This is a genomic window from Streptomyces sp. NBC_00207 (assembly GCF_045160965.1).
GTDB lineage: Bacteria > Actinomycetota > Actinomycetes > Streptomycetales > Streptomycetaceae > Streptomyces.
In genome coordinates, this window is sequence record NZ_CP130715.1 from 2,397,883 (window position 1) to 2,423,573 (window position 25,691).

24 protein-coding genes are annotated in these 25,691 nt (G+C 71.3%); 5 read left to right on the plus strand and 19 right to left on the minus strand.

Annotation, left to right across the window (positions count from 1 at the left end):
- Window positions 1–56: 56 nt before the first annotated feature.
- Entirely contained in the window at window positions 57–1,286 is a 1,230-nt protein-coding gene (locus OG472_RS11485; protein WP_401609361.1) for a DUF349 domain-containing protein, read from the plus strand.
- A 67-nt stretch (window positions 1,287–1,353) separates the two neighbouring features.
- Here OG472_RS11485 and OG472_RS11490 read toward each other — a convergent pair whose 3' ends face one another.
- The 15 genes from OG472_RS11490 to OG472_RS11560 all read right to left on the minus strand — a co-directional run bounded on the left by OG472_RS11490 (window position 1,354) and on the right by OG472_RS11560 (window position 16,806).
- Window positions 1,354–2,496, minus strand: coding sequence for a caspase, EACC1-associated type (locus OG472_RS11490; RefSeq protein WP_401609359.1), 1,143 nt, complete (start codon window positions 2,494–2,496; stop codon window positions 1,354–1,356).
- Window positions 2,480–2,881 carry an effector-associated constant component EACC1 gene (locus OG472_RS11495; RefSeq protein ID WP_405941381.1) on the minus strand — a complete coding sequence of 134 codons (402 nt, stop codon included), beginning with the start codon at window positions 2,879–2,881 and terminating at the stop codon, window positions 2,480–2,482. The genes OG472_RS11490 and OG472_RS11495 overlap by 17 nt, the downstream gene beginning before the upstream one ends.
- A 13-nt stretch (window positions 2,882–2,894) precedes the next feature.
- Window positions 2,895–4,265, minus strand: a complete 1,371-nt coding sequence (locus OG472_RS11500; RefSeq protein ID WP_405941382.1) for a protein kinase domain-containing protein — start codon at window positions 4,263–4,265, stop codon at window positions 2,895–2,897.
- A 43-nt stretch (window positions 4,266–4,308) separates the two neighbouring features.
- Window positions 4,309–6,741 carry a RelA/SpoT family protein gene (locus OG472_RS11505; RefSeq protein WP_383572819.1) on the minus strand — a complete coding sequence of 811 codons (2,433 nt, stop codon included), beginning with the start codon at window positions 6,739–6,741 and terminating at the stop codon, window positions 4,309–4,311.
- Between the two features lie 239 nt (window positions 6,742–6,980).
- Window positions 6,981–7,535 carry an adenine phosphoribosyltransferase gene (locus tag OG472_RS11510; protein WP_405829317.1) on the minus strand — a complete coding sequence of 185 codons (555 nt, stop codon included), beginning with the start codon at window positions 7,533–7,535 and terminating at the stop codon, window positions 6,981–6,983.
- The gene (secF, locus tag OG472_RS11515; RefSeq protein WP_401609347.1) at window positions 7,532–8,587 is read right to left on the minus strand and encodes a protein translocase subunit SecF; all 1,056 of its coding nucleotides are present in this window, start codon (window positions 8,585–8,587) and stop codon (window positions 7,532–7,534) included. Before secF ends, OG472_RS11510 begins: the two co-directional genes overlap by 4 nt.
- 3 nt (window positions 8,588–8,590) lie before the next feature.
- A complete protein-coding gene (gene secD, locus OG472_RS11520) occupies window positions 8,591–10,396 on the minus strand; it encodes a protein translocase subunit SecD (protein WP_405829319.1) in 1,806 nt (601 codons plus the stop codon).
- 153 nt (window positions 10,397–10,549) lie between these two features.
- Window positions 10,550–11,026 carry a preprotein translocase subunit YajC gene (gene yajC, locus OG472_RS11525; RefSeq protein WP_405829320.1) on the minus strand — a complete coding sequence of 159 codons (477 nt, stop codon included), beginning with the start codon at window positions 11,024–11,026 and terminating at the stop codon, window positions 10,550–10,552.
- 166 nt (window positions 11,027–11,192) lie between these two features.
- Window positions 11,193–12,266, minus strand: a complete 1,074-nt coding sequence (ruvB, locus tag OG472_RS11530) for a Holliday junction branch migration DNA helicase RuvB (RefSeq protein ID WP_030706273.1) — start codon at window positions 12,264–12,266, stop codon at window positions 11,193–11,195.
- A gap of 257 nt (window positions 12,267–12,523) precedes the next feature.
- Entirely contained in the window at window positions 12,524–13,156 is a 633-nt protein-coding gene (gene ruvA / locus OG472_RS11535) for a Holliday junction branch migration protein RuvA (RefSeq protein ID WP_405829322.1), read from the minus strand.
- On the minus strand, window positions 13,153–13,689 hold the full coding sequence (ruvC, locus tag OG472_RS11540) for a crossover junction endodeoxyribonuclease RuvC (RefSeq protein ID WP_361767727.1): 537 nt from the start codon (window positions 13,687–13,689) through the stop codon (window positions 13,153–13,155). The genes ruvA and ruvC overlap by 4 nt, the downstream gene beginning before the upstream one ends.
- A gap of 118 nt (window positions 13,690–13,807) precedes the next feature.
- Window positions 13,808–14,560, minus strand: a complete 753-nt coding sequence (locus tag OG472_RS11545) for a YebC/PmpR family DNA-binding transcriptional regulator (RefSeq protein ID WP_008740481.1) — start codon at window positions 14,558–14,560, stop codon at window positions 13,808–13,810.
- A 57-nt stretch (window positions 14,561–14,617) separates the two neighbouring features.
- Window positions 14,618–15,211, minus strand: a complete 594-nt coding sequence (gene pdxT / locus OG472_RS11550; protein WP_401609338.1) for a pyridoxal 5'-phosphate synthase glutaminase subunit PdxT — start codon at window positions 15,209–15,211, stop codon at window positions 14,618–14,620.
- 7 nt (window positions 15,212–15,218) lie between these two features.
- Window positions 15,219–16,136 carry a pyridoxal 5'-phosphate synthase lyase subunit PdxS gene (gene pdxS / locus OG472_RS11555; protein WP_030706266.1) on the minus strand — a complete coding sequence of 306 codons (918 nt, stop codon included), beginning with the start codon at window positions 16,134–16,136 and terminating at the stop codon, window positions 15,219–15,221.
- Between the two features lie 127 nt (window positions 16,137–16,263).
- Window positions 16,264–16,806, minus strand: a complete 543-nt coding sequence (locus tag OG472_RS11560; RefSeq protein ID WP_401609336.1) for a hypothetical protein — start codon at window positions 16,804–16,806, stop codon at window positions 16,264–16,266.
- A 102-nt stretch (window positions 16,807–16,908) separates the two neighbouring features.
- Here OG472_RS11560 and OG472_RS11565 point away from each other — a divergent pair, with 102 nt between their 5' ends.
- On the plus strand, window positions 16,909–17,502 hold the full coding sequence (locus tag OG472_RS11565) for a hypothetical protein (RefSeq protein WP_405941383.1): 594 nt from the start codon (window positions 16,909–16,911) through the stop codon (window positions 17,500–17,502).
- A 46-nt stretch (window positions 17,503–17,548) separates the two neighbouring features.
- On the opposite strand, the gene OG472_RS11570 is transcribed toward OG472_RS11565, so the two are convergent.
- Genes OG472_RS11570 through pgsA form a run of 3 tightly spaced genes read right to left on the minus strand, consistent with a single transcriptional unit; the run spans window position 17,549 to window position 20,288 of the window.
- Entirely contained in the window at window positions 17,549–18,721 is a 1,173-nt protein-coding gene (locus OG472_RS11570) for a glycosyltransferase family 4 protein (protein ID WP_383572852.1), read from the minus strand.
- Entirely contained in the window at window positions 18,721–19,623 is a 903-nt protein-coding gene (locus OG472_RS11575) for a phosphatidylinositol mannoside acyltransferase (RefSeq protein ID WP_405829328.1), read from the minus strand. Before OG472_RS11575 ends, OG472_RS11570 begins: the two co-directional genes overlap by 1 nt.
- On the minus strand, window positions 19,623–20,288 hold the full coding sequence (pgsA, locus tag OG472_RS11580) for a phosphatidylinositol phosphate synthase (protein ID WP_401609331.1): 666 nt from the start codon (window positions 20,286–20,288) through the stop codon (window positions 19,623–19,625). Before pgsA ends, OG472_RS11575 begins: the two co-directional genes overlap by 1 nt.
- A gap of 297 nt (window positions 20,289–20,585) precedes the next feature.
- Here pgsA and OG472_RS11585 point away from each other — a divergent pair, with 297 nt between their 5' ends.
- From OG472_RS11585 to OG472_RS11595, 3 genes are all read left to right on the plus strand, one after another.
- Window positions 20,586–22,781 carry an elongation factor G-like protein EF-G2 gene (locus tag OG472_RS11585; RefSeq protein WP_405829330.1) on the plus strand — a complete coding sequence of 732 codons (2,196 nt, stop codon included), beginning with the start codon at window positions 20,586–20,588 and terminating at the stop codon, window positions 22,779–22,781.
- Window positions 22,782–22,923: 142 nt separating this feature from the next.
- The gene (locus OG472_RS11590) at window positions 22,924–24,591 is read left to right on the plus strand and encodes a hypothetical protein (RefSeq protein ID WP_405941384.1); all 1,668 of its coding nucleotides are present in this window, start codon (window positions 22,924–22,926) and stop codon (window positions 24,589–24,591) included.
- Window positions 24,592–24,646: 55 nt separating this feature from the next.
- Complete coding sequence (locus OG472_RS11595) at window positions 24,647–25,060, plus strand: DUF1992 domain-containing protein (RefSeq protein ID WP_405829333.1); 414 nt, start codon at window positions 24,647–24,649, stop codon at window positions 25,058–25,060.
- Here the strand turns inward: OG472_RS11595 and OG472_RS11600 are convergent, their stop codons facing one another.
- Window positions 25,061–25,621 carry an HIT family protein gene (locus OG472_RS11600; protein ID WP_401609323.1) on the minus strand — a complete coding sequence of 187 codons (561 nt, stop codon included), beginning with the start codon at window positions 25,619–25,621 and terminating at the stop codon, window positions 25,061–25,063.
- Window positions 25,622–25,691: the final 70 nt, after the last annotated feature.

Here is a 25,691-nt window from a genome sequence, read left to right on the forward strand (position 1 = left end):
CTGTGGACGATGCCCAGGGGGTGAACCCCTCGCAGGCATCAGGTGGAGGAGGCGCTGTGAGCAGCGACCCGTGGGGCCGAGTCGACGAGACGGGCACCGTGTACGTGCGTACTTCCGAGGGCGAGCAGGTCGTCGGTTCGTGGCAGGCGGGCACCCCTGAGGAGGCCCTGGCCTATTTCGAGCGCAAGTACGAGGGCCTGGTGGTCGAGATCGGCCTCCTCGAAAAGCGGGTGCGGACCACTGATCTGTCCGCCAAGGACGCGCAGACGGCGATCGACCACCTGCGCACCCAGGTCGACGAGCACCACGCCGTGGGCGACCTCGGCGCCCTGCGCGTGCGGCTGGACAAGCTGGTCGAGACCGTGGAGTCGCGGCGCGAGGAGCGCAAGGCCCAGAAGGCGAAGCAGACGGACGAGGCCCGTGCGGCCAAGGACGCGCTGGTCGTCGAGGCCGAGCAGCTCGCGCAGAGCGACCAGTGGCGCAGTGCCGGCGAGCGGCTGCGCGCCCTGGTGGACATCTGGAAGGGGCTGCCGCGCCTGGACCGCAAGTCGGACGACGAGCTGTGGCACCGGTTCTCGCACGCCCGCTCCGCCTTCTCCAAGCGCCGCAAGGCGCACTTCGCCTCGCTGGACGCACAGCGCGAGGATGCCCGCAAGGTCAAGGAGAAGCTGGTCGCGGAGGCCGAGTCGCTGTCGAAGTCGACCGACTGGGGTCCGACGGCCGCCCGCTACCGCGAGCTGATGGCGGACTGGAAGGCGGCTGGCCGGGCGCAGCGCGAGTCCGAGGACGACCTGTGGAACCGTTTCCGCGGTGCGCAGGACGTGTTCTTCGCGGCCCGCAGCGAGGTGTTCGCGGAGCGCGACGCCGAGCAGACCGAGAACCTGAAGCTGAAGGAGGAGCTGGCCGACGAGGCCGAGAAGCTCGTCCCGATCACGGACCTGAAGGCGGCCCGCGCCGCGTTCCGTTCCCTCAACGAGCGCTGGGAGGCCATCGGCCACGTGCCGCGCGACGCCCGGCCGAAGGTCGAGGGCCGGATGCACACGGTGGAGCGGGCGATCCAGGAGGCCGAAGAGGGCGAGTGGCGTCGTACGAACCCGGAGGCGCGGGCGCGTGCGGCCGGTCTGACGGGTCAGCTCCAGGCGGCGGTCGACAAGCTGCGCACGCAGATCGACGCGGCTCGTGCGGCCGGCAACAACGCGAAGGCCGACAAGCTGGCGCGTGAGCTGGAGGGCCGCCAGGCTCTGCTGGACCAGGCCCTGAAGGGCCTGGAGGAGTTCGGGGGCTGACGGTCGCCGGAGGACTGCGTGCGGGCGGGCACCACCGTGACAGCGGTGGTGCCCGCCCGTTCTCGTGTCACGGGCGGACCCGGCTGCCGTCCTGGAGCAGGTCCAGGGCGTGTTCGAGGACCGCGCAGGCCTGGATGTGGTTGCCGGATTCCTGGAGCAGTGCGGCCAGCCGCCTGCACACCTGGACGGCCTCGGGCCCGTAGAACCGGTGCACCTGCTGGAAGGCCTGCTCCAGTACCTCGATGGCCTCGCGGGTCTGTCCGGTCTCCTCCAGCATGTCGGAGAGTTCGAGCTGGACGGCGAGGAGGTCGCTCTCCCCGTCCGGCGCCCGTTCCTGCAGGGCGAGGCGCAGCACGGGCAGCGCGTCCCGGGTGCGGCCTGCGGCGCGCAGCGTACGGGCGAGCCCGAGGCCGGCCACGACCATGGCGGAGCTGACGTCGGCGGCGAGGACCGGGCCGGCCGGGGTGCCGCGCACGGCGCGCGCCCGGTTGCGTACCAGCCGCAGCCGGCCCATGCCCATCTCCTGGGCGTGCTGGGGCAGCGGACGGTTCTTGGCGCGCAGCCGGCCCTCCATGGTGCGGCAGAGGGTTTCCAGGTCGATCAGTTCGGGTCCGTCGGGGATCCCGTCGCGCAGGATGGTCAGCAGTTCGCCGGTGAAGGCGGTGTGCCGTTCTCCGTCGGGGGCCAGTGCGACCCTGTCGCGCGGGGATGCGGTGAGGACGTACGCGCCCTCCACGGCGGCCTGCGCGGCGAGCGCGTCCCGCTCCCCCGCGAGGGTGGAGGCGGCCCGGCCGCTGAAGCAGCAGTCGAGGACGACCACCTTGCGGCGGGCCCCGGAGTCGCGCAGGGCGGAGCGCAGGTGCTGGTAGGCGACGGCGGTGTAGCCGACATGCTCGCGGGAGCCCTGGAGGGCGAGGTAGAGGTCGGCGGTCGCCGCGTCCCGCATGCCGTGCCCGGCGTAGTAGACCAGCAGCGTGTCGGTGGCCTCCTCCCCCGCCCGGTTGACGGGGTCGAGGAGTTCGGCGGGGTGCTGCGGGTCGAGCACGAGCGTGCAGTGCTGCTCGGGCAGCCCCCAGACGGTCGCGTCGCACAGCTCGGCGGCCAGGTCCTTCACGTTGGCCTCGACGGCCGGGAGCGCCGCCAGGTGCCGGTACGCGGCGCTGCCGATGACGACCGCCCGGGAGGCCGCGGGGTCAGGCAGTCCCGTCATCGGCCTCGTCCGGGTCAGCGTCCCCGCTTCCGTTCTCCAGCGCCGCGACGATGCGGTGCAGGGCCTCGGGGTCGTCGGCCTCGTCCCCGGTGAGCGTGATCTCGTACGGGCCGCGGCGCACGGTGAGGGCGGGAGGCCGGCGGCGCGACGCCTGCCACTGGAGCACGGAGAACACCAGCGATCCGGTGGACAGGCTGGTTCCGACGGCCAGTTGGAGGAGGTCGAAGCCGGGGGAGCCCATGGGCGTGCCGCCGGGCGCGGCGATCGCCGGGCTGCTGCCGATCCGCCCGCGCGCCTCGCGGCGTACCGTCTCGTCCTCGCGCAGCCAGAGCAGCAGCGACCGCAGTTCGGTCTCCGGCCCCAGCCCCGGTCTGTACGGATCCACCCGTAAGTCGTACTCACGCATCCGTCGCGTCCCTCCCCTGTCCGTGGTGTGCGCTGATCCACGCGAACAGTTCCAGCGCCTTCTTCGCCTTGCCCATCCGGGCCAGGCACACAGCCTGCCAGTACTGGCAGGCGAGCGTGGTCGGATGGGCCGGGCCCAGCGTCTCCTCGCAGAAGGGGGTGACGCCGGAGAGGAGCTGGGCGGCCTCTTGGAGCTCGCCCCGCAGTACCAGGCCGACCGCCTCGCGCTGGCGGGACAGGGCGGTGCTCGCGGTCATCCGGCTGTGCACCAGCTTGCGGGTGACCTCGCTCAGCGTGATCGGGCCCGGCCGGCGCCCCGGAGGCCGCTCCCAGAGCTCCTCGTCCTGCGCCGGAGGAGCGCTCTCCCGGGGGAGTGCGTCCGGCAGCAGCCGGCGCACGGGGACGTCCGTGACGTCCACCTCGGACCAGTCGTACTCGGGTGCCTCCGCCGGGTGCGCGGATTCGGGTGCCCCTTGCAGCAGGTGCCGGGTGATGAGCTGTTCGACGTGTTCCTTCCCGCCGTCCGCCCAGCGCCGCAGGAGTGCCGCGGCCGTGCCCGCGTCCGTCGGCCGGTCGCGGAAGTCCCTCGCGCACAACGCGTCCACGGCCTCGATCAGACCGTCCGGCAGCCCGGCCACTCCCCGGCTGCGCAGCGAGGGAATCCCCTTGGCGGCCCGCAGGACGAGGTCACCGAACTCCTCGGGATCGCTCTCGAACGGGGGCCGGCCGGTGAGCATGAAGTGCATGCAGGCGCCGACCCCGTAGAGGTCGGTGGCCTCCACGGGAGTCAGTCCTTCGATCCGTTCCGGCGCCATGTACTGCGGAGTGCCGATCAGCCGGTCGTCGCCCCTGGTGCTGCGCGGCTGCTCGGTCACCACGGCGAGCCCGAAGTCGTACAGGATCACGTGGCCCGTCCGGCTCACCCGGATGTTGCCCGGCTTCACGTCGCGGTGCAGCACCCCGCTCTTGTGGGCGGAGTCCAGCGCGTCGAGGGTCTCGGCGGCGATCCAGCAGGCCGCGGGCACGGACAGCGCGCCGCCGGCGCCGAGGAGCGAGAGATCGGCCCCGTCGAGCATCTCCATCACCAGGTACGGCGTGCCGCTGAGGGTGTCGAACCCGGAGTCGTGGATGCCCACCACGCCCCGGTGGCGGATCCGGGCCAGCGCGATGGCCTCGGCCACGAACCGCCGCTGCATCTCGTGCGGAAGGCTCGCGCCGACGGCCGACAGCACCTTCACCGCCACCCGGCGCCGCAGCCGGGTGTCCTCCGCCTCGAACACCACGCCCATGCCGCCCCGTCCGAGCACGTCGATCGGACGGTAGCGGCGGGCGAGCCCGGCGGGGAAGACGTCGTTGCCGGCCACGTGGTCCCCCCGGGGTGGCATCGGAGCGGCGGTCAGGCCTTGGTCAGGGCCTCCTTGCAGAGGTAACACGGTAGACGTCGTAGACGCCCTCCACACCCCGAACGGCCTTCAGGACGTGGCCCAGGTGCTTCGGGTCGCCCATCTCGAAGGTGAACCGGGAGGTGGCCACCCGGTCGCGGGAGGTCTGGACGGCCGCCGAGAGGATGTTGACGTGCTGGTCCGAGAGGACCCGGGTGACGTCCGACAGCAGCCGGGACCGGTCCAGCGCCTCGACCTGGATGGCGACGAGGAAGACCGAGGACTGGGTGGGCGCCCACTCGACCTCCAGCATCCGCTCGGGCTGCTGGGAGAGCGAGTCGACGTTGACGCAGTCCGCGCGGTGAACCGATACGCCACTGCCGCGGGTGACGAACCCGATGATCGGGTCGCCCGGCACCGGGGTGCAGCAGCGGGCCAGCTTGACCCACACGTCGTCGACGCCCTTGACGACGACGCCCGGGTCGGCGCTGCTGCGCCGCTTGCTGCGGGCGCGGGCGGGCGGGATCGACTCCTCGATGTCCTCGTTGGCCGCTTCCTCGCCGCCGAGGGCCGCCACCAGCTTCTGTACGACGCCCTGCGCGGCCACGTGGCCCTCGCCGATCGCCGCGTACAGGGAGGAGATGTCGGGGTAGCGCATCTCGTGGGCGAGGGTGACGAGCGAGTCGCCGGTGAGGATGCGCTGGATCGGCAGGTTCTGCTTGCGCATGGCCCGCGCGAGGGCGTCCTTGCCGTGCTCGATGGCCTCGTCGCGGCGCTCCTTGGAGAACCAGCCGCGGATCTTGTTGCGGGCCCGCGGGGACTTGACGAAGCCGAGCCAGTCGCGGGACGGGCCCGCGCCCTCGGCCTTGGAGGTGAAGACCTCGACCAGATCGCCGTTGTCGAGCGTGGACTCCAGCGGCACCAGGCGGCCGTTGACCCTGGCGCCTATCGTCCGGTGGCCGACCTCGGTGTGGACCGCGTAGGCGAAGTCCACGGGGGTGGCACCGGCGGGCAGCGCGATGACGTCGCCCTTGGGGGTGAAGACGAAGACCTCGTTGCGGGAGAGGTCGAAGCGCAGCGAGTCGAGGAACTCGCCCGGGTCCTCGGTCTCCTTCTGCCAGTCCAGCAGCTGGCGCAGCCAGGCCATGTCGTTGACCGTGTCCTGGCCGGCGCTGCCCTTGGCGGCCTGCGGGACGTCGGTGCGGACCTTGGAGGTGCCGGCGACCGTCTGCTGCTTGTACTTCCAGTGCGCGGCGATGCCGTACTCGGCGCGGCGGTGCATGTCGAAGGTGCGGATCTGCAGTTCGACGGGCTTGCCGCTCGGCCCGATGACCGTCGTGTGGAGCGACTGGTACATGTTGAACTTGGGCATCGCGATGTAGTCCTTGAACCGGCCCGGGACCGGGTTCCAGCGCGCGTGCACGGTGCCGAGGGCCGCGTAGCAGTCCCGGACGGTGTCGACGAGGACGCGGATGCCCACCAGGTCGTAGATCTCCGCGAAGTCGCGGCCGCGGACGATCATCTTCTGGTAGACGCTGTAGTAGTGCTTCGGGCGGCCCGTGACGGTGGCCTTGATCCGGGCGGCTCTGAGGTCGACCATCACCTCGTCGGTGACGACGGCGAGGTACTCGTCGCGCTTGGGCGCCCGCTCGGCGACCAGGCGGACGATCTCGTCGTACATCTTCGGGTAGAGGATCGCGAAGGAGAGGTCCTCCAGCTCCCACTTGATCGTGTTCATGCCCAGGCGGTGCGCCAGCGGGGCGTAGATCTCGATCGTCTCGCGGGCCTTCTTCTCCTGCTTCTCCCGCTTGAGGTAGCGCATGGTGCGCATGTTGTGCAGCCGGTCGGCGAGCTTGATGACGAGGACGCGCGGGTCCTTGGCCATCGCCACGACCATCTTGCGGACCGTCTCGGCCTGGGCGGCCTCGCCGAACTTCACCCGGTCCAGCTTGGTGACGCCGTCGACGAGGAGGGCCACGGCGTCGCCGAAGTCGCGGCGCAGGTCCTCCAGGCCGTACTCGGTGTCCTCGACGGTGTCGTGCAGCAGACCGGCCATCAGGGTGGCCGGGTCCATGCCGAGCTCGGCGAGGATCGTGGTCACCGCGAGCGGGTGGGTGATGTACGGGTCGCCACTCTTGCGCTTCTGGCCGCGGTGCCAGCGCTCGGCGACCTGGTAGGCCTGCTCGAGCTGGCGCAGCGTCGACGTCTCGATCTTCGGGTCGTTGCTGCGGACTATGCGGAGCAGGGGCTCCAGAACCGGGTTGTACGGGTTCGAGCGCTGCACGCCCAGCCGGGCGAGACGGGCGCGCACCCGGTTCGAGGACCCGGCCGACTTCACCGGCGCGGGCTTGACCGGCGGGGCCGGCGGAGCCGTCGGGGGCGTGGCCGGAACCGCCTTGGCCGGCTCGGCCTTCGGGTCGGGCTGCGCGGCGGAGATTGGCTGGACCTCGTCTGGCAAGAGCGCTCCTCTGGGGGTCCCCCCGGACGAAGCGTGGGGGAGGATCCGGTGCCCGTGTCCGGTCCGGACAACCCATGGTAGCGAGGGTTGCGTGCCCCCGTTCGCCGAGGCTCTACCACGACCGTTCCGGTGCGGGCCCGCTGCCGGGTCTCCGCCCCGGACCCCCGCAGCGGAGCCGCACACGAAAGCGGCGGGCACCCGGGATGTCCCGGGTACCCGCCGCTTCGGCACAGCAGATGTCAGACCACGATCAGGGCGTCCAGCGGAGCCCCGTCCAGGGCCGGGCCCAGCTTGGCCCGGCCCGGGAGGAACGACAGCTCCATCAGGACCGCCACGCCCGCGACCTCCGCGCCGGCCCGCCGGATCAGCGAGAGCGAGGCTTCGGCGGTACCGCCGGTGGCCAGCACGTCGTCGATGACCATGACCCGGTCACCCGCCGCCAGGTCCTCCGCGTGGACCTCGATCTCCGCGGTGCCGTACTCCAGCTCGTACGACTGTGCGAGCGTCGCACCCGGGAGCTTCCCGGCCTTGCGCACGGGCACGAAGCCGATCCCGGCCTGCACGGCCACCGGAGCCGCCAGGATGAACCCCCGCGCCTCCAGTCCGACGATCTTCGTCGCCCCGTACCGCCCGGCCAGCTCCACCAGCGCGTCCGTCAGCGCCGCGAAGGCCTTCGGGTCGGCCAGCAGCGGGGTGATGTCCTTGAACATCACGCCCGGCTTCGGGTAGTCCGCGACGTCCTTGATCCGGCCGAGCAGCAGGGCCCGTACGTCCTCGGACAGCGGCGCGGTCAACGTCGCCGCCCCGGCCGGCCCTGCGCCACAACCTGCGGCTCGTCCTCGGACGCGTAGCCGTCGTCCGGGGACTCGCCCTTGGCCGCCGCGGCCGCCCGCTTCGCGAGCACCCGCTTCTTCAGCGCCTTCATCGCCGGCTCGCGCTCCTTGAGGTCCACGACCAGCGGGGTCGCGATGAAGATCGAGGAGTACGCACCGGCCGCGAGGCCGACGAACAGCGACAGCGAGATGTCGTTCAGCATGCCGGCGCCCAGGAAGCCGCCGCCGATGAAGAGCAGCGCGGCGACCGGGAGGAGCGCGACGACCGTGGTGTTGATCGAGCGGACCAGGGTGCCGTTGATGCTGCGGTTGGCGACCTCGCTGTACGTCCAGCGGGTCTGCTTGGTGATGTCCTTCGAGCCCTCCTTGAGACCGTCGAAGACGACGACGGTGTCGTAGAGGGAGTAACCGAGGATCGTCAGCAGACCGATGACCGTACCGGGCGTGACCTCGAAGCCGACGAGCGCGTACACGCCGACGGTGATCGTGAGGTCGTGGATCAGGGCGATCAGCGCGGCGACCGCCATCCGCCACTCGAAGGCGATGGCCAGGTAGATCACCACGAGGACCATGAAGACCCCGAGGCCGGTCCAGGCCTTGTTCGCGATCTGCTCGCCCCAGCTGGGGCCGACCAGGTCGGCGTTGACGTCGGCCTCGGTGACCTTGAGGTCGGTGGCGAGGACCTTCTTGACGTCGGTCGCCGCGTCGGTGTCCAGACCGGAGATCTGGATCCGCAGGCCGCCGGTGCCGAGCTCCTGGACGATCGCGTCGTGGCCCGAGGCCTTCTCCGCGGCTTCCGTCGCCTTGGCGACGGAGACGGCCGTCTTCGGGGTGGTGAAGACGGCACCGCCCTTGAACTCGATGCCCATGTTGAGGCCCTGAACGGCCAGGGCGACGATCGCCGTGATGGTGATCAGGATGGAAACGCCGTACCAGAGAAAGCGCTTGCCGACGAAGTCGTAGCCGACCTCACCGCGGTACAGCTTGGCGCCGAGATCTCCCAGCTTCGACATCTCTCACGCCTCCTTTGCTTCGACGGGGGCGGGGGCGGAACCGGTACGGCGGGACCGGCGCAGCGGGGGCTTGGCACCCAGCCGCTTCGGGTCCAGCCCGGACCACGGGTGACCGCTGGCGAAGAACTTCGTGCGCGCCAGCAGCGTCATGACGGGCTTGGTGAAGAGGAACACCACGACCACGTCGAGCAGGGTCGTCAGACCCAGCGTGAAGGCGAAGCCCTGCACCTTGCCGACGGTCACGATGAACAGCACCGCGGCGGCGAGGAACGACACGAAGTCGGAGACCAGGATCGTGCGCCGGGCGCGCGGCCAGGCCCGCTCGACGGCCGGACGCAGGGTGCGGCCCTCGCGGATCTCGTCCCGGATGCGTTCGAAGTACACGATGAACGAGTCCGCCGTGATGCCGATCGCCACGATCGCACCGCAGACGGCGGGCAGGTTCAGCGCGAAGCCGATGCCCTTCCCGAGGAGCGACATGATCGTGTAGGTCAGGACCGCGGAGACCAGGAGGCTCAGGATGGCGACGAACGCCAGGCCCCGGTAGTACACCAGCAGGTAGATCACCACGAGCAGCAGACCGATGGCTCCGGCGATCAGGCCGGCCCGCAGCTGCTCGCCGCCGAGCGCGGCGGTGACGGTGGTGACGCTGTCCTCCTGGAAGGACAGCGGCAGGGCGCCGTACGAGAGCATGTTGCCCAGGTCCTGCGCGGACTGCTGGTTGAAGCCGCCGGAGATCTGGGCGTTGCCGCCCGTGATCGCGGTGCTGACCGACGGGTCCGAGACGACGGCGCCGTCGAGCACGATCGCGAACTGGTTCTGCGGCATCTGCTTGGCCGCGAGCTCGCCGGTGACCTTGGCGAAGGCGTCGGAACCGCGGTCGTTGAAGTCCATCGTGACGATCCACTGACCCGTCTGCGGGTCGATGACGCCCTTGGCGCTCTTCACGTCCTTGCCCTCGACCGCTGCCGGTCCGAGCACCCACTTGCCCCACGCGTTGCCGCGCTGGCCGCAGGCGAGCGTCGGGTCCGTGGGCTTGACGCCCTTGCCGACGGCGGCGCGCTGCGCCTCGTTGGTGCAGTCGAGCGCGGCGAACTTGGCCTGCAGGTCGGCGGCGGCCGCCTCGTCGGCCGTCGCGGGAGCGGACGCGGACGCGGACGCGGACGGCGACGGAGCCTTGGTGTCGTCTGCCTTCTTCGACTCGCTCGCCGAGGGCGAGGGAGTGGGGGCCGTCGGGGCCTTGAGGGCCTCGCTGAGCGCACGGCCCTGGGAAGTGGCGCTGGACGACGGGGTGGCGGAGGGGCTGGTCTTCTTGCCGTCCTCGGCCTTGGGGGCACCGGAACCGCTCGCGGAGGGGTTCGGGCTCGGGCTCTGGGTGCCCTCGGGAGCGGCGGGGGCGCCGTCCGCGAACGCGATGACCGGGCGGAAGTAGAGCTGGGCGGTGGTGCCGACCTGCTCGCGCGCCTGCTGCTCGTTCGTCCCCTTGGGGATGTTCACGATGATGTGGTCGCGGCCCTGGGTCTGGACCTCCGCCTCGGACACGCCGAGACCGTTGACGCGGCGGTCGATGATGCCGACCGCCGTGTTCATGTTGGTCTCGTTGACGGCGTTCTCTTTGCCGGGCTCGCTCTTGGCCTTGAGCGTGATGCTCGTGCCGCCGGCGAGGTCGATGCCCAGCCGGGGAGTCGTCTGCTTCGAGAGGAACATCCCCGCGGTGAGCGCCACCATCGCGATCAGGATGATCGCCAGGGCGCGCCCCGGCCTCCCCTGAGCCCCCGTGGGCCGCCGGCCCTTCTTCGGTGCTGCCACCTTGTCGTTTCTCCCTGTCCAACCGCCCCGCGCCGGGTCAGCGCGCGGACGGCCACGAAATGTGTGGTGGGGACCCCTGCCCCCCGCAGAAGTGTCACTGCCGGGGACCGCGGCGGCCGCCGGTCTGGCGCCTCCACGATCCCCCGCCGCGCGCTACTTCGCGCCGGCCTCGCCGTCGGCCTTGCCGTCCTTGGGCTCGTCGTCGCCCTCGGCCCCGTCCTTCTTGCCCAGGTCGAGCTTGGGAGCCTCGTCCTCGCCCTTGTCCTTGGTGAGGTCCGTCTTCGGCTCCTCGGTGAGGGAGGAGGCGTCGTCCGGGACGACCGGCGTGTCGGTCGTCACGTCTTCGGTGATGCCGTGGACGATGCGGTTGTACTCCGCGTCCTCGAGAACGGCGCCGATGGCGTTCTTCGCGAAGATCGCGTGGACACCGGGAGACACCTCGAGGGTGACGGTGTCGTCACCGATCTCCTTCACCGTGGCGTACATGCCGCCGATGGTGCGGACCCCGGTGCCGGGCGTCATGTGGTCGCGCATCTGCGCGGCTGCCTGCTGCTTCTTCTTCGCGGAGCGGGTCATCAGGAACATCGCCCCGATGAGCACGATGAACGGGAGGAGTGTCACGAGATTCACGGGACGGAGATCCTTCGCACGACCGCACGCGGACGGCGGCCTTTTCTACGGGGGGTGGGCATACCGACCCGAAGGGTCGGCATCGGCGGAGTCTAGGCGAGTCCGCACCGATGGAACAACGCCCAGCATGGCACCGCAGTTCCTGAGGGGGCGAACCTCCGCGCCGTCAGGCCCCGAACAAGCCCTGTTGTCCGCTTGATCCACTTCCCCCGTGCTGCGGCGGCACAAGCCCCAGGTGAGCCCATGCGGCGGGCGTCGCCACCCGTCCCCTGGGGGTGCGCGCGAGCAGGCCCTCGCGGACCAGGAAGGGCTCCGCGACCTCTTCCACGGTCTCCCGCTCCTCGCCGACCGCCACGGCGAGGGTGGACAGCCCGACGGGGCCGCCGCCGAACAGTTTGAGCAGCGCCTCCAGGACGGCCCGGTCCAGCCGGTCGAGCCCGCGGGCGTCCACTTCGTAGACCTGGAGGGCGGTACCGGCGACCTCGCGGTTGATCACGCCGTCCGCCCGTACCTGGGCGTAGTCGCGTACGCGGCGCAGGAGGCGGTTGGCGATGCGCGGGGTGCCGCGGGAGCGCCCGGCGATCTCGGCGGCGCCGTCGGTGTCGATCTCCACATCGAGGAGGCGGGCGGAGCGGTGGATGACGCGCTCCAGCTCCTCGGGGGCGTAGAACTCCATGTGCCCGGTGAAGCCGAAACGGTCCCGCAGCGGAGGGGGCAGCAGTCCGGCCCGGGTGGTGGCGCCGACCAGGGTGAAGGGCGGCAGCTCCAGCGGGATCGCGGTGGCCCCCGGCCCCTTGCCGACGATCACGTCGACGCGGAAGTCCTCCATGGCCATGTAGAGCATCTCCTCGGCGGGCCGGGACATGCGGTGGATCTCGTCGAGGAAGAGGACCTCGCCCTCCTGGAGGGAGGACAGGATGGCGGCGAGGTCGCCCGCGTGCTGGATGGCGGGGCCGGAGGTGATGCGGATGGGCGCGCCCATCTCGGCCGCGATGATCATCGACAGCGTGGTCTTGCCGAGGCCGGGCGCGCCGGAGAGCAGGACGTGATCGGCGGTGGCTCCGCGCTGCCTGGCCGCCTTCAGGACGAGGTCCAGCTGCTGGCGGACCTTCTCCTGGCCGACGAACTCCCCGAGGTCCTTGGGCCGCAGGGCCGCCTCCACGGCGGTGTCCTCCCCGTCGGCCGAGGCCGCGACGAGTCGCTCGCTCTCGTCTGCGTTGGTCTCGTCGTCCCAGTTCACGGTGTCACTCTGCCTTATCGTTCGCGTGCGGGTGGTGGGGCCCTGCGGGTGCGCTTCCCGGGCGCCGCCCGGACCCGCGCCTCAAACGCCGGCGAGGCTGGATTCGGGCGCCGCAGGCCTTCATGTGCCGGCCGCATCCGGCCTCGCCGAGCCAAATCCAGCCCCCGGGCGTTTGAGGGGCGGGGTGCGGGGCGGAGCCCCGGTCCTTGAGCCCCGCTGGCGACTGAGGCGCAGGTCCGGGCCCCGACGGCGCGCGGCTAGCGGGCGCGGTTCAGGGACTGGAGGGCGGCTCGCAGGAGCTGCGGGACCGGGGCCGAGCCGCCGGCGGCGATCGCCGCTTCGGCCTGCGGCGTCACCGCCGAGACGGCCTCCTCCGCCTCCCGCGAGGCGTAGCCCAGCCCGATCAGCGCGGCGGACAGCTGCTCCGTCCACGGCGCCGGCCCCGCCGCGACGGCGCGCTGCGCACCCACCAGCCCGCTCGCGCCCAGGGGTGCACCCAGCTTGTCCTTGAGCTCCAGCAGCAGCTTCTGGGCGCCCCTCTTGCCGATGCCCGGCACCGCCGTCAGCGCCTTCTCGTCCCCCGTGGAGATGGCCAGCCGGAGCGCGTCCGGGCTGTGCACGCCGAGCATCGCCTGGGCCAGCCTCGGCCCGACCCCGCTCGCGGTCTGCAGGAGCTCGAAAACCTGGCGTTCGTCGTCGTCGGCGAATCCGTACAGGGTGAGCGAGTCCTCCCGTACGACCAGGGAGGTGGCCAGCCGGGCCTGTTCCCCCGTCCGCAGGCCGGCGATGGTGTTCGGCGTGCACTGCACGGCCATGCCCACTCCCCCGACCTCGATCACGGCGAGGGTGGGGGCGAGTGCGGCGACGGGGCCGCTGACGAAGGCGATCATCGGGTACGGCCTTTCGAGCCAGAGGCGTGCAGGGCGACCGCCTGCTGGAGGCGGTTCTGGGCGGGGGCCCGCCAGATGTGGCAGATGGCGAGGGCGAGGGCGTCGGCGGCGTCCGCCGGTTTGGGTGGTGCGGCCAGTCGCAGGAGCCGGGTGACCATCGCGCCGACCTGGGCCTTGTCGGCGCGGCCGCTGCCGGTGACGGCGGCCTTGACCTCACTGGGGGTGTGCAGGGCGACCGGTATCCCGCGGCGGGCGGCGCACAGCATCGCGACGGCGCTCGCCTGGGCGGTGCCCATCACGGTGCTGACGTTGTGCTGGCTGAACACCCGCTCCACGGCGACGACTTCGGGCTGGTGCGTATCGAGCCATTCCTCGATGCCCTGCTCGATGGCGACGAGCCGGTGGCCCAACTCCGCGTCCGCGGGGGTGCGTACGACCCCCACCCCGAGCATGGTCAGGGGGCGGCCGGCGACGCCCTCGACGACGCCGACACCGCATCGCGTCAGCCCCGGGTCCACACCGAGTACGCGCACCTTCGCCCCCCTCGTCCACTCGTCCGTCCGTGTCGGTGCAGGTTATCGGGCACCACTGACAAAGCAGCGGGCCGACGGGGGTGTGTCCCCGTCGGCCCGCTGCTGCACGGTCTGCCGGTCAGGCGTCGACCTTCTCCATGACCTCGTCCGAGACGTCGAAGTTGGCGAAGACGTTCTGCACGTCGTCGCTGTCCTCCAGCGCGTCGATCAGCTTGAAGATCTTGCGCGCGCCCTCTTCGTCCAGCTCGACCTGCATGGTCGGCAGGAAGTTGGAGTCGGCCGAGTCGTAGTCGATGCCCGCCTCCTGGAGAGCGGTGCGGACGGCGACCATGTCGGTGGCCTCGCTGATGATCTCGAAGCTCTCGCCGAGGTCGTTGACCTCTTCGGCACCGGCCTCGAGCACCGTCTCCAGGACGTCGTCCTCGGAGAGCTCGCCCTTGGGCAGCAGGACGACGCCCTTGCGGTTGAACAGGTACGAGACCGAGCCCGGGTCGGCCATCGAGCCGCCGTTGCGGGTCATGGCGACGCGGACGTCGGAGGCGGCGCGGTTGCGGTTGTCGGTGAGGCACTCGATGAGCACCGCGACACCGTTCGGACCGTAGCCCTCGTACATGATCGTCTCGTAGTCGGCGCCGCCGGCCTCGAGGCCGCCGCCGCGCTTGACCGCGGAGTCGATGTTCTTGTTCGGGACCGAGCTCTTCTTGGCCTTCTGGATGGCGTCGAAGAGCGTCGGGTTGCCGTCGATGTCCGCGCCGCCCATGCGGGCCGCGACCTCGATGTTCTTGATCAGCTTCGCGAAGAGCTTGCCGCGCTTGGCGTCAACCACGGCCTTCTTGTGCTTCGTCGTAGCCCATTTAGAGTGGCCGGACATCTGCCTGTCTCCTTCGCGTCACCAACAGTGTTCGTCTCCGATCCTACCGGGACCTGATTACAGCCCCGCGCGCACCATGTCGACGAAGTAGGCGTGAACCCGATCGTCTCCGGTCAGCTCGGGGTGGAACGAGGTCGCGAGGACGTTGCCCTGGCGCACGGCGACGGTGTGGCCGTCGTACGTGGCGAGCACCTCGGCGGCGGCGCCGACGGACTCGACCCACGGGGCGCGGATGAAGACGCCCTCGACGGGACCGTCCGCTATGCCCGCGAAGTCGATCTTCGCCTCGAAGGACTCGTTCTGGCGGCCGAAGGCGTTGCGGCGGACGATCATGTCGATGCCGCCCAGGGTCTCCTGGTCCTCACGGCCGTCCAGGAGCTTGTCGGCGAGCATGATCATGCCGGCGCAGGTGCCGTACACGGGCATGCCGGCGGCCACGCGCTCGCGCAGCGGCTCCAGCATGCCGAACAGCACGGCGAGCTTCGACATGGTCGTGGACTCGCCGCCGGGGATCACCAGGGCGTCGACCTCGGCGAGCTCCTCGGGACGCCGGACCGGCCTGGCCACGGCGTCCGCCGCGGCCAGGGCGATCAGGTGCTCCCGTACGTCGCCCTGGAGGGCCAGGACACCGATGACGGGGGTGTTGGTCATGTCGGTATTACCAGCCGCGGTTGGCGTAGCGCTCGGCCTCGGGCAGCGTGTCGCAGTTGATGCCGACCATGGCCTCGCCCAGGTTGCGGGAGGCGTCCGCGATGATCTTCGGGTCGTCGTAGAAGGTGGTGGCCTTCACGATGGCGGCGGCGCGCTTGGCCGGGTCGCCCGACTTGAAGATGCCGGAGCCGACGAAGACGCCCTCGGCACCGAGCTGGCGCATCAGCGCGGCGTCGGCGGGGGTGGCGACGCCACCGGCGGAGAACAGCACGACCGGGAGCTTGCCGAGCTCGGCAACTTCCTTGACGAGCTCGTACGGCGCGCGCAGCTCCTTGGCGGCGGCGAACAGCTCGTTGTTGTCGTAGCCGCGCAGGCGGGCGATCTCGTTCTTGATCTGGCGCAGGTGGCGGACGGCCTCGACGACGTTGCCGGTGCCGGCCTCGCCCTTCGAGCGGATCATGGCCGCGCCCTCGGCGATGCGGCGCAGGGCCTCGCCCAGGTTGGTGGCACCGCAGACGAAGGGGGTGGTGAACGCCCACTTGTCGGAGTGGTTGACCTCGTCGGCCGGGGTCAGGACCTCGGACTCGTCGATGTAGTCGACGCCGAGGGACTGCAGGACCTGGGCCTCGACGAAGTGGCCGATGCGGGACTTGGCCATGACCGGGATGGAGACGGCCTCGATGATCTCTTCGATCATGTTGGGGTCGGACATGCGGGCGACCCCGCCGTCCTTGCGGATGTCGGCCGGGACCCGCTCCAGGGCCATGACGGCGACGGCGCCCGCGTCCTCGGCGATCTTCGCCTGCTCGGCGTTGACCACGTCCATGATCACGCCGCCCTTCAGCTGCTCGGCCATGCCGCGCTTGACGCGCGAGGTGCCGATCGCCGACTCGGCGGACTGGGGGGAGGTGGGAAGCGTGCTCACGGATTGACCTCACTCGAAGGGAACTCGAAAGGAAGACGGGTACTACCTGCCCGAGGAAACCCCACGGGTCAGTCCACTACAAGGGCCAATGTGGAGCCTGTGGCTCCTTCATTTGTCCCTCACGGCCCTAGGTGGGCCGATCGGCAAGATCCACCGGTGGCTCGTCGTCCATTTCGAAGGCCAGCGGGAACGGGGCGTGCCCGGCCAGTCTGAACCAGCGGACCTTGCGATGGCGGCGCAGCGCGCGGGCGGCACGTACGGCGTCGTTGTGGAACCGGCGGGCCATGGGCACCCGGCGGACCGCCGCCGCCAGCTCCTCCGTGGCCTGCACCCCGCCGGGGGCCGCCTTGAGCACCTCCACCTGGTCGGCGTCGGCGAAGACCGCCCGGAGCGCCTGGCTGAGCTCGCTCTCGGCGACCTCTCGGTTCTCCTCATCAGCCTGCCGGGCGGCGTGCGCGGCCTCGTAGAGCACCAGTGAGGAGGCGGGATCCAGCACCCCGGAGGTGGCCACCTCCAGCACCACCGAGGCCCGCCGCACGAGCTGCGCGTCGAGCGCGGCACGCGCGGCGTCCATCCGCGAGTGCAGCCGGTCGAGCCGGCCGGCGGTCCAGCTGAGGTAGACCCCGACGACTCCGAGAGCCAGGGCGATCCAGACAAGGGTTTCGATCACGCTGCGCGACCCTACCGCTCCGCGAGGCCCCGGCCTCCATCGGCCCTCGCCCCTGTCCGCACCTCTCCCTTAGGCTGCATGATCCACATCATTCGGGGGATCGTGAACGACACGCGTTACCGCAGACCGGCGGCCTTTCTGCTGCTGACCGTGGGGACCGTCTGCGCCGCCGCGGTGGTGGCCGGAATCGAGGCGGGCGACGAGGGCGGTCTCGTCCTGCTGACCGAGCTCCAGGCGCACATCGTCCCGCTGGGGTGGCTCGCCGTGGCCGCGCTGACCGGGGCGACCCTGCTGGGGCTCGCGAGGTCCCCACTGCGCCTGCCCCTGGTCACCGCGCTGCTCGTCGTCGGCGTCCCGATGATGCTTCTCGCAAGCTTCGTCTCCGCGACGTTCGGCGCTTCGATCGCGCAGGAGAAGACCGAGCCGGCTCCCGGCCGCGGGGCCCGCCGACTGGTCGTGGAGAGGGACCGCGACCTCGACCCCGTCTGGCACGTCTACGTCGTGCAGGGGAACCGGCCCCTGGAACGCCGCTGGAGCGTCGGCTCCTTCGGCGGCAGGTCCGACGCCCACGCACTGCGCGAGACCGTGTGGACCGCCCCCGACCGGATCCGCATGACCACCCGGGAGGGCGCGGTCCACGAGGTGACCGTCACCCCCGGCGGCCGGCCGGACCGGGTCGTCTCCGCCGGGCGGTAGCGCCCCCGGTGGGGCCCGGCCGGGCAGGTCAGGCCGGTCAGGCCGGTCAGGCCGTGGTGTCGCGGGAGAAGCCCAGGCGGGTGCGGAGGCCCGTGCTGCGGTCGTCCTCGGCCACGGCCGCCGCGCCGTCCGTGACCGTCTCGTAGACCGCCAGGATGTCCGCCCCGACCGTGGACCAGTCGAAGCGGCGGACGTGCGCCGAGCCGCTGGCGCTGAGCTTCGCCCGGCGGGCCGGGTCGCGCAGGAGGGTGATCGCCGCCGTCGCCAGGGCGTCGGCGTTCTCGTTGGCGAAGAGGTCTCCCGCCCCGCCCTGGTCCAGGACCTGCGCGAAGGCGTCCAGGTCCGACGCCAGGACCGCGGCGCCCGCCGACAGGGCCTCGACCAGGATGATGCCGAAGCTCTCGCCGCCGGTGTTCGGGGCGACGTACACGTCCACGCTGCGCAGCAGCCGTGCCTTGTCCTCGTCCGAGACCATGCCGAGGAACTCGACCCGCCGGCGGAGTTCCGCGGGCAGCGAGGCCACCGCCTCCTCCTCGTCGCCGCGGCCGGCGACCAGCAGCCGTACGTCCGGGCAGGCCTCCACGATCTTCGGGAAGGCCTCCATCAGCACCGGCAGGCCCTTGCGCGGCTCGTCGATCCGGCCGATGAAGCCCAGGGTCTGGCCGGACCAGTCGGGGTTCGGGTCGGCCTTGGCGAAGAAGTCCACGTCGACGCCGTTGGGGATGACGACCGCGTCGCCGCCGAGGTGCTCCACCAGCGTGCGCCGCGCGTACTCGCTGACCGCGATCCGCGCGCTGATCTTCTCCAGGGCCGGCTGGAGGATCGGGTAGGCCGCGATCATGGCGCGCGAGCGCGGGTTCGAGGTGTGGAAGGTGGCCACGATCGGGCCCTGCGCCGCCCAGCAGGACAGCAGCCCCAGCGAGGGCGAGGCGGGCTCGTGGATGTGGATCACGTCGAAGGTGCCGTCGTGCAGCCAGCGCCGTACCCGCGCGGCGGAGAGGAACCCGAAGTTGAGGCGGGCCACCGAGCCGTTGTAGGGCACCGGCACCGCCCGTCCCGCCGAGACCACGTAGGGCGGCAGCGGGGTCTCGTCGTCCGCCGGGGCCAGGACCGACACCTCGTGGCCGAGACGGATCAGGTGCTCGGCCAGATCCCGGATGTGGAACTGGACGCCACCCGGCACGTCCCACGAGTAGGGGCACACGATGCCGATCTTCACTACGCGCGCTCCTCCAGGTCGTCCAGCCACAGTCGCTGCAGCATGTGCCAGTCCTCCGGGTGCTCGGCGATCCCCCAGGCGAAGGCGTCCGCCACCGCCTGCGTCATGACGGCGGTCTTCTCGATCCGCGTGCCGGTCTTCGGCACCTCCACCTCGGGGTGGATGCGGCCGTACATCTTCGGCGTGTCCCCGTAGTGCAGGGTGGCCGGGAGCAGCACCGCGCCGGTCTGCTGGGCCAGCAGCGCCGGCCCGGCCGGCATGCGCGCCGTGGAGCCGAAGAAGTCCACCTCGACCCCGGAGGCCGACAGGTCCCGGTCCGCGACCAGGCAGACCAGGCCGCCGGAGCGCAGCCGTCGGGCGAGGATGCCGAAGGCGGTGCCGCCGCTGTGCGGCAGGACCTCCATGCCCAGGCTCTCCCGGTAGGCCACGAACCGGTCGTAGAGGCTCTCGGGCTTGAGCCGCTCGGCGACCGTGGTGAACGGCGCCTTCATGTGGCCGATGGCCCAGGCCCCGGCGAGGTCCCAGTTGGCCAGGTGCGGCAGGGCCACGACGACTCCGCGCCCGGAGTCGAGGGCCTCGCGCAGCAGGTGCTCGTCCGTGAACTCGACGTCGGTGCTGAAGCGCTGCGGGTCCATCGTGGGCAGCCGGAAGGACTCCATCCAGTACCGCATGTACGAGCGCATGCCCGCCTGCGACAGCTCGCGCAGCCGCTCGGGACCGGCGTCGGGCACCACCCGGGCCAGATTCGACTCCAGCCGCAGCACGCTCTTGCCGCGCCGCTTCCACACGAAGTCCGCGATCCGCCGGCCCAGGGCCACCGCGGCCGGTTCGGGCAGCTTCTTGACCCCGGCCCAGCCGAGCCCATACAGCCCGCTGACCAGCTTGTCCTGCGCGCTGCCCATCAGGCCGCACCGCCGTCGGCGGCGGCAGCCTCGGCGTCGGCCTCGGCCGACTCGCGGCGCACGGTGACCACCCGCTGGATCAGCGTGACGAGCGAGCCCACGGCCACGATCCACAGCGCGATCGGCAGCAGCACGCCGATCCAGGACGGCACGCCGAAGGTCTGCAGCCCGGACAGGCCGGCCGCGACCAGCGAGATCACCAGGCGTTCGGCCCGCTCGATGAGCCCGTTGACGGCCACCGGCAGCCCGATCGACTCGCCGCGGGCCTTGGTGTACGAGACGACCTGGCCGCTGGCCAGGCAGAAGATCGCCACCGCGCAGAGGGCGTTGTCGTTCCCGGATCCCGCGTACCAGAGCGCGAGACCGCCGAAGATCGCCGCGTCCGCCACCCGGTCGAGGGTGGAGTCGAGGAAGGCTCCCCAGCGGCTGGAGATGCCGGCCTGGCGGGCCATGTTCCCGTCCACCAGGTCGGAGAAGACGAAGAGGGTGATGGTGATCGTGCCCCAGAAGAACTCGCCCCGGGGGAAGAAGAACAGCGCTCCCGCCACCACTCCGGCCGTGCCGATCAGGGTGACCGCGTCCGGGCTCACCCCCCGCCGGAGCAGAAAAGCGGCGAATGGCGTGAGAACACGCGTGAAGAATGCACGCGCGTACTTGTTCAGCATGGCCTTCCCGGAGGGTCGCTGGGCCGCACGGCCACCACGGCCACCGGCTGGCCCATCGTAGCCAGCACCCCGCCGCCCGAACGCCGCGCACCCACCGGTTCGTGCCACGTAAGACGTACTTCACGTCACGGACCGCCTCCGGTGCGCCCCGGGTACGCGCCCGGTACGACGTATGGACGCGGTGTGACACCAGTGCAAAGCTCGAAGAACCCCGTGTTCCTCATCCGAGGAACCCGCGCAAGGAATCGATCAAGGAACCCACCCTCCTCACCGTCACCACCGGGAGGCACGAGCACCATGGGAGCCACATCACACCAAGCCGGAGCCGCCGGCAGGGCACTGACGGCCGACCGCCCCTCCTCCATCCGGAATGTCGTGCTGGTCGGCCACAGCGGATCCGGCAAGACCACACTGGTCGAAGCCCTCGCCCTGACCGCCGGAGCGGTCAACCGGGCCGGCCGCGTCGAGGACGGCGCCACCGTCTCCGACTACGACGAGATCGAGCACCGCCGGCAGCGCTCCGTCCAGCTGTCCCTCGTCCCCGTCGAATGGGGCGGGATCAAGATCAATATCTTGGACACCCCCGGATACGCCGACTTCGTCGGGGAACTCAGGGCCGGTCTGCGCGCTGCGGACGCGGCCCTTTTCGTCGTCTCGGCCTCGGACGGCGTCGACGGCGCCACCCGCATGGTCTGGGACGAGTGCGAGGCCGTCGGCATGCCCCGCGCCATCGTCGTGACCCACCTGGAGGCCGCCCGCTCCGACTACGCGCAGATGACCACCGTCTGCGGCGAGATCTTCGGCGGCGAGGACCCCGACGCGGTCATCCCCCTCTACCTCCCCCTGCACGGCCCGGCCGGCCCCGACGGCCACGCCCCCGTCACCGGCCTGCTCGGCCTGCTCTCGCAGCGCGTCTACGAGTACTCCTCCGGCGAGCGCGTGGAGCGCGACCCGGACCCCGCCGAGCTCGCGCTCATCGCCGACGCCCGCTCCCGCCTCATCGAGGGGATCATCGCCGAGAGCGAGGACGAGAGCCTCATGGACCGCTACCTCGGCGGCGAGGACATCGACGTCAAGACCCTCGTGGACGACCTGGAGCGGGCCGTCGCCCGCGGCACCTTCCACCCCGTCCTGATGGCCGCGCCCGCCACCGACGGCGCCCGCCAGGGGCTCGGCACGGTGGAACTCCTCGAACTGGTCACCGGCGGCTTCCCCACCCCCCTGGAACGCGCCGCCGTCACCGTCACCCGCCCCGACGGCTCCGCCCGCCCCGACGTCACCTGCGATCCCGCCGGCCCCCTCGTCGCCGAGGTCGTCAAGACCTCCTCCGACCCCTACGTCGGCCGCGTCTCCCTCGTCCGCGTCTTCTCCGGCACCCTGAAGGCCGAGGAGACCGTCCACGTCAGCGGGCACGGGCTCGCCGACCGGGGCCACGAGGACCACGACGTCGACGAGCGGATCGGCACCCTCACCGGCCCCTTCGGCAAACAGCAGCGCGCCCTCACCCGGTGCATCGCCGGGGACCTGGCCTGCGTGGCCAAACTCACCCGCGCGGAGACCGGCGACACCCTCTCCGCCAAGGACGACCCGCTCCTCATGGCGCCCTGGACCATGCCCGACCCGCTGCTCCCCCTCGCCATCGAGGCCCACAGCAAGGCCGACGAGGACAAGCTCTCCCAGGGCCTGGCCCGGCTCGTCGCCGAGGACCCCACCATGCGGCTGGAGCAGAACCCGCACACCCACCAGGTCGTCCTGTGGTGCCTCGGCGAGGCGCACCAGGACGTCGCCCTGGAACGGCTGCGCACCCGCTACGGCGTCCAGGTGGATCCCGTACCGCACAAGGTGAGCCTGCGCGAGACCTTCGCCGCCAAGGCCGCCGGCCGCGGCCGGCACGTCAAGCAGTCCGGCGGCCACGGCCAGTTCGCCATCTGCGAGATCGAGGTGGAGCCGCTCCCGCCCGGCAGCGGCATCGAGTTCGTCGACAAGGTCGTCGGCGGCGCCGTGCCCCGCCAGTTCATCCCGTCCGTGGAGAAGGGCGTGCGCGGCCAGGCCGCCCGCGGGGTCGCGGCCGGCTACCCGCTGGTCGACGTGCGCATCACCCTCCTCGACGGCAAGGCCCACTCGGTGGACTCCTCCGACGCCGCCTTCCAGACGGCCGGCGCCCTCGCGCTGCGCGAGGCCGCCGCCGAGGCCCGCATCGACCTGCTCGAACCGGTCGCCGAGCTCGCCGTCCTCGTCCCCGACGAGTACGTGGGCCCGGTCATGAGCGATCTGGCCGGCCGCCGCGGCCGCGTCGTCGGCACCGACCAGGCCGGACCCGGGCGGACCCGGGTCCGCGCCGAGATCCCCGAGATCGAGATCGGCCGCTACGCCGTGGAGCTGCGCTCCGTCTCGCACGGCACGGGGCGGTTCGCCCGGGCCTATGCCCGGCACGAGCCCATGCCACCTCAGATCGCGGACAAGGTGCGCGAACAGACGGAGAAGGGAACCTAGTTGACATAGCGTCGGGAAGGGCCGCCCACCCAACCAGCTTGCGGTGGGCGGCATTTCCCTGTCCCATGACCATGGGGCGAGATCCGCCGATAGGCTCATCGGCGCACCAAAAGAGCACGAACGCACAGCGATGGGGGCAGCGGTGGCGGACGACGGATTCGACTTCAGGCCCGGAGCGCAGATTCCTCTCCAGGGTGGTGGTGGGCAGACGGCGGCGACCAACGCCCTCGCCTCGGCCGCGTACCGCGACGGCGGCAAGGACAGCAAGCTGGAGAAGATACTCACCGCCAACAACGAGCTCCACCCGGCCACGGTCAAGGCCCCGAAGATCTCCCTCTTCGAGCCCAGCCTGGGCGAGGCCTTCTGCCGGGCCGTCGAGGCCCGCACCCTCGGCGCGGGCCGCAAGCCGCTGATCCAGTCCTTCGGCGCCGATCCGCAGACGGTGGTGGAGCACTGCCTCGCCGCCTCCCGCATCCGCAAGGAGCGCGACCGAAGGCTCCGGCTGATCATGCTGGTCTGCGGTGTGCTGTTCCTGCCCGGTCTGCTGCTGTGGCTGGGCCTCTTCCAGCTCCGCAAGTCCCTGTCCTCCAAGGAGGGCAAGCGCAGCTCCTGGATCGGGACCGCGGTCCTGGTCGGCGTGGGCGTCGTGGCCGCCGTCCTGATGTTCCGGCTGCCGCTCACCGGCTTCCTCGGGCTCTACGCCCGCGGCATGATCATCGCCCCGGCCCTGGGCTGGCTGCTCGCCCGCCGCACCTGCGAGGCCACAGCCAAGGACCTGCGCGCCCGCTGGGACGGGCTGCTGTCCGGCGGCGGGGTCGGCGCCAAGATCCCCGAGGCCGTTCCGGGCAACCCCGACGAGAAGGCGCGCGAGGACCTGCGCCACCAGCTCGCCAAGCTCACCGCGGAGGACCGCAGCAACCAGGTCTTCTACGCGGGCCCCAAGGGGATCCTCGGCATGGGCACCCGCTGGGGAAGCTGGCAGATGGCCGAGGAGCTCGCCCCCAAGAGCGAGGGGATGGAGATCCACCCCTTCCGCAGCTGGGACGTCATACGCGCGATCGACACCCAGCTCCGCAAGCTGGAGCGGGGCCCCCTGCACACCGGCGGCTTCCCGACGGCCGCGATCCAGCACTGGATCGTCACCCCGGTCGGCGAGGGCGCCGCCGAGGTGGCCCGCCCCACCGGCGAGAACGTCGACGCCTTCCTCATCAAGCCGCACGAGATCACCCGGATCTGCAACGAGCAGCAGTTCAGCGCCGGGAACCGGCACTACCTCGGCATCCAGTACCCGCTGTGGGACGGCCAGCTGGTGATCAACATGCTGGTCACGGTCACCGTGCTCTACAAGACCCTGCGCGTGGACGTCACCGCACACGCCCTGGGCCCCGTACACGGCCTCTTCACCACCAAGTCCGCGGCCCCGGTGGTGGAGGTGCCCAAGAGCATCCGCTTCTGGGAGACCGTGGAACGCCCGCTGCCACTGGTGGACGTCCAGGAGGTGGTACGCCTGGCCGTGCGGGCCCCGCTGACCTGGTACCCGCCGATCCTGGACTTCTTCGGCGGCAAGCTCGTCCTGCCCGAGCCCTTCGGCCTGCGGCACGTCTGGGCGAGCTCGATGTGGCGCCACCGGTTCATGGCCGACGACGCCCTGCGCACGGTGGCCCCGGTCCTGCGGGCGATCCACGCCGCGACGTTCAAGGTGCTGGAGGAGAACGGCGTCGACACCGACCGCTTCACCAACCGCTCCTCGATCATGAGCGGGCTCATCCAGGAGCCTTCGCCGCGCAAGGCCGACGTCTACGACGCGTAGGTAGGCTGGGAACACGGGCAGGGGCAGGGCACCCCCACGATCCGGAGGAGCGGCCGTGACCGAGCGCAAACCGCCTGGCGTCAGCTTCGAGTCCTTCGTGGACCGGCAGATCCGGCAGGCCGCCGAGCGGGGCGAATTCGAGAACCTGCCCGGCTACGGCAAGCCGCTGGCCTCGCTCGACGCGCCGTACGACGAGCTGTGGTGGATCAGGGGCAAGTTGCACCGCGAGGGGTTCGCCGTCCTGCCTCCGGCGCTCGCGCTGCGCAAGGAGGCGGAGGACGCCCGGGAGGCCGCACTCGCGGCCCGCTCCGAGCGGCAGGTGCGGGACATCCTCGCGGTGGTCAACGAGAAGATCCGCGCCGCCCTGCTCCGGCCTCCGCCGGGACCGCCCCTGGGTTTGACCGAATTCGACGTCGAGGCCGTACTGGAGGCGTGGCGCGAGAGCCGTGCGGGCAGGTCGGCCGGCTGATCAGCCGACCGGCCAGGCGTCCGCGAGCATCTGACGGGTGTCCGCGAGCAGCTGCGGCAGCACCTTGGTGTGGCCGACGACCGGCATGAAGTTCGTGTCCCCGCCCCAGCGGGGCACGATGTGCTGGTGCAGGTGCGCGGCGATGCCGGCTCCGGCGGCGGCGCCCTGGTTCATGCCGATGTTGAAACCGTGCGCACCCGAGGCCTTGCGCAGCGCGACCATCGCCCGCTTGGTGAGGTCCGCGAGCTCGGCCGTCTCGAGGGCGTCGAGCTCGGTGTAGTCGGCGACGTGCCGGTACGGGACGACCATCAGGTGGCCGCCGTTGTACGGGTAGAGGTTCAGCACCGCGTAGACGTGCTTGCCGCGTGCCACGACCAGGCCGTCCTGGTCCGACATCTCCGGAATCCCGCAGAAGGGACAGCCGTCGCCGGCCTCCGGACCGCTCGGCTTGTTCTCCCCCTGGATGTAGGCCATCCGGTGGGGCGTCCACAGACGCTGGAACGCGTCCTGCGTGCCCACACCGATCTGCTGCTCCGGCTCAATCGTCATGGCGGCAAGCATATGACCTTGGCTTCGCGTACGAGGAAGGCCCCCGGAAAGTGATCACTCCGGGGGCCTTCCTCGGTACTGC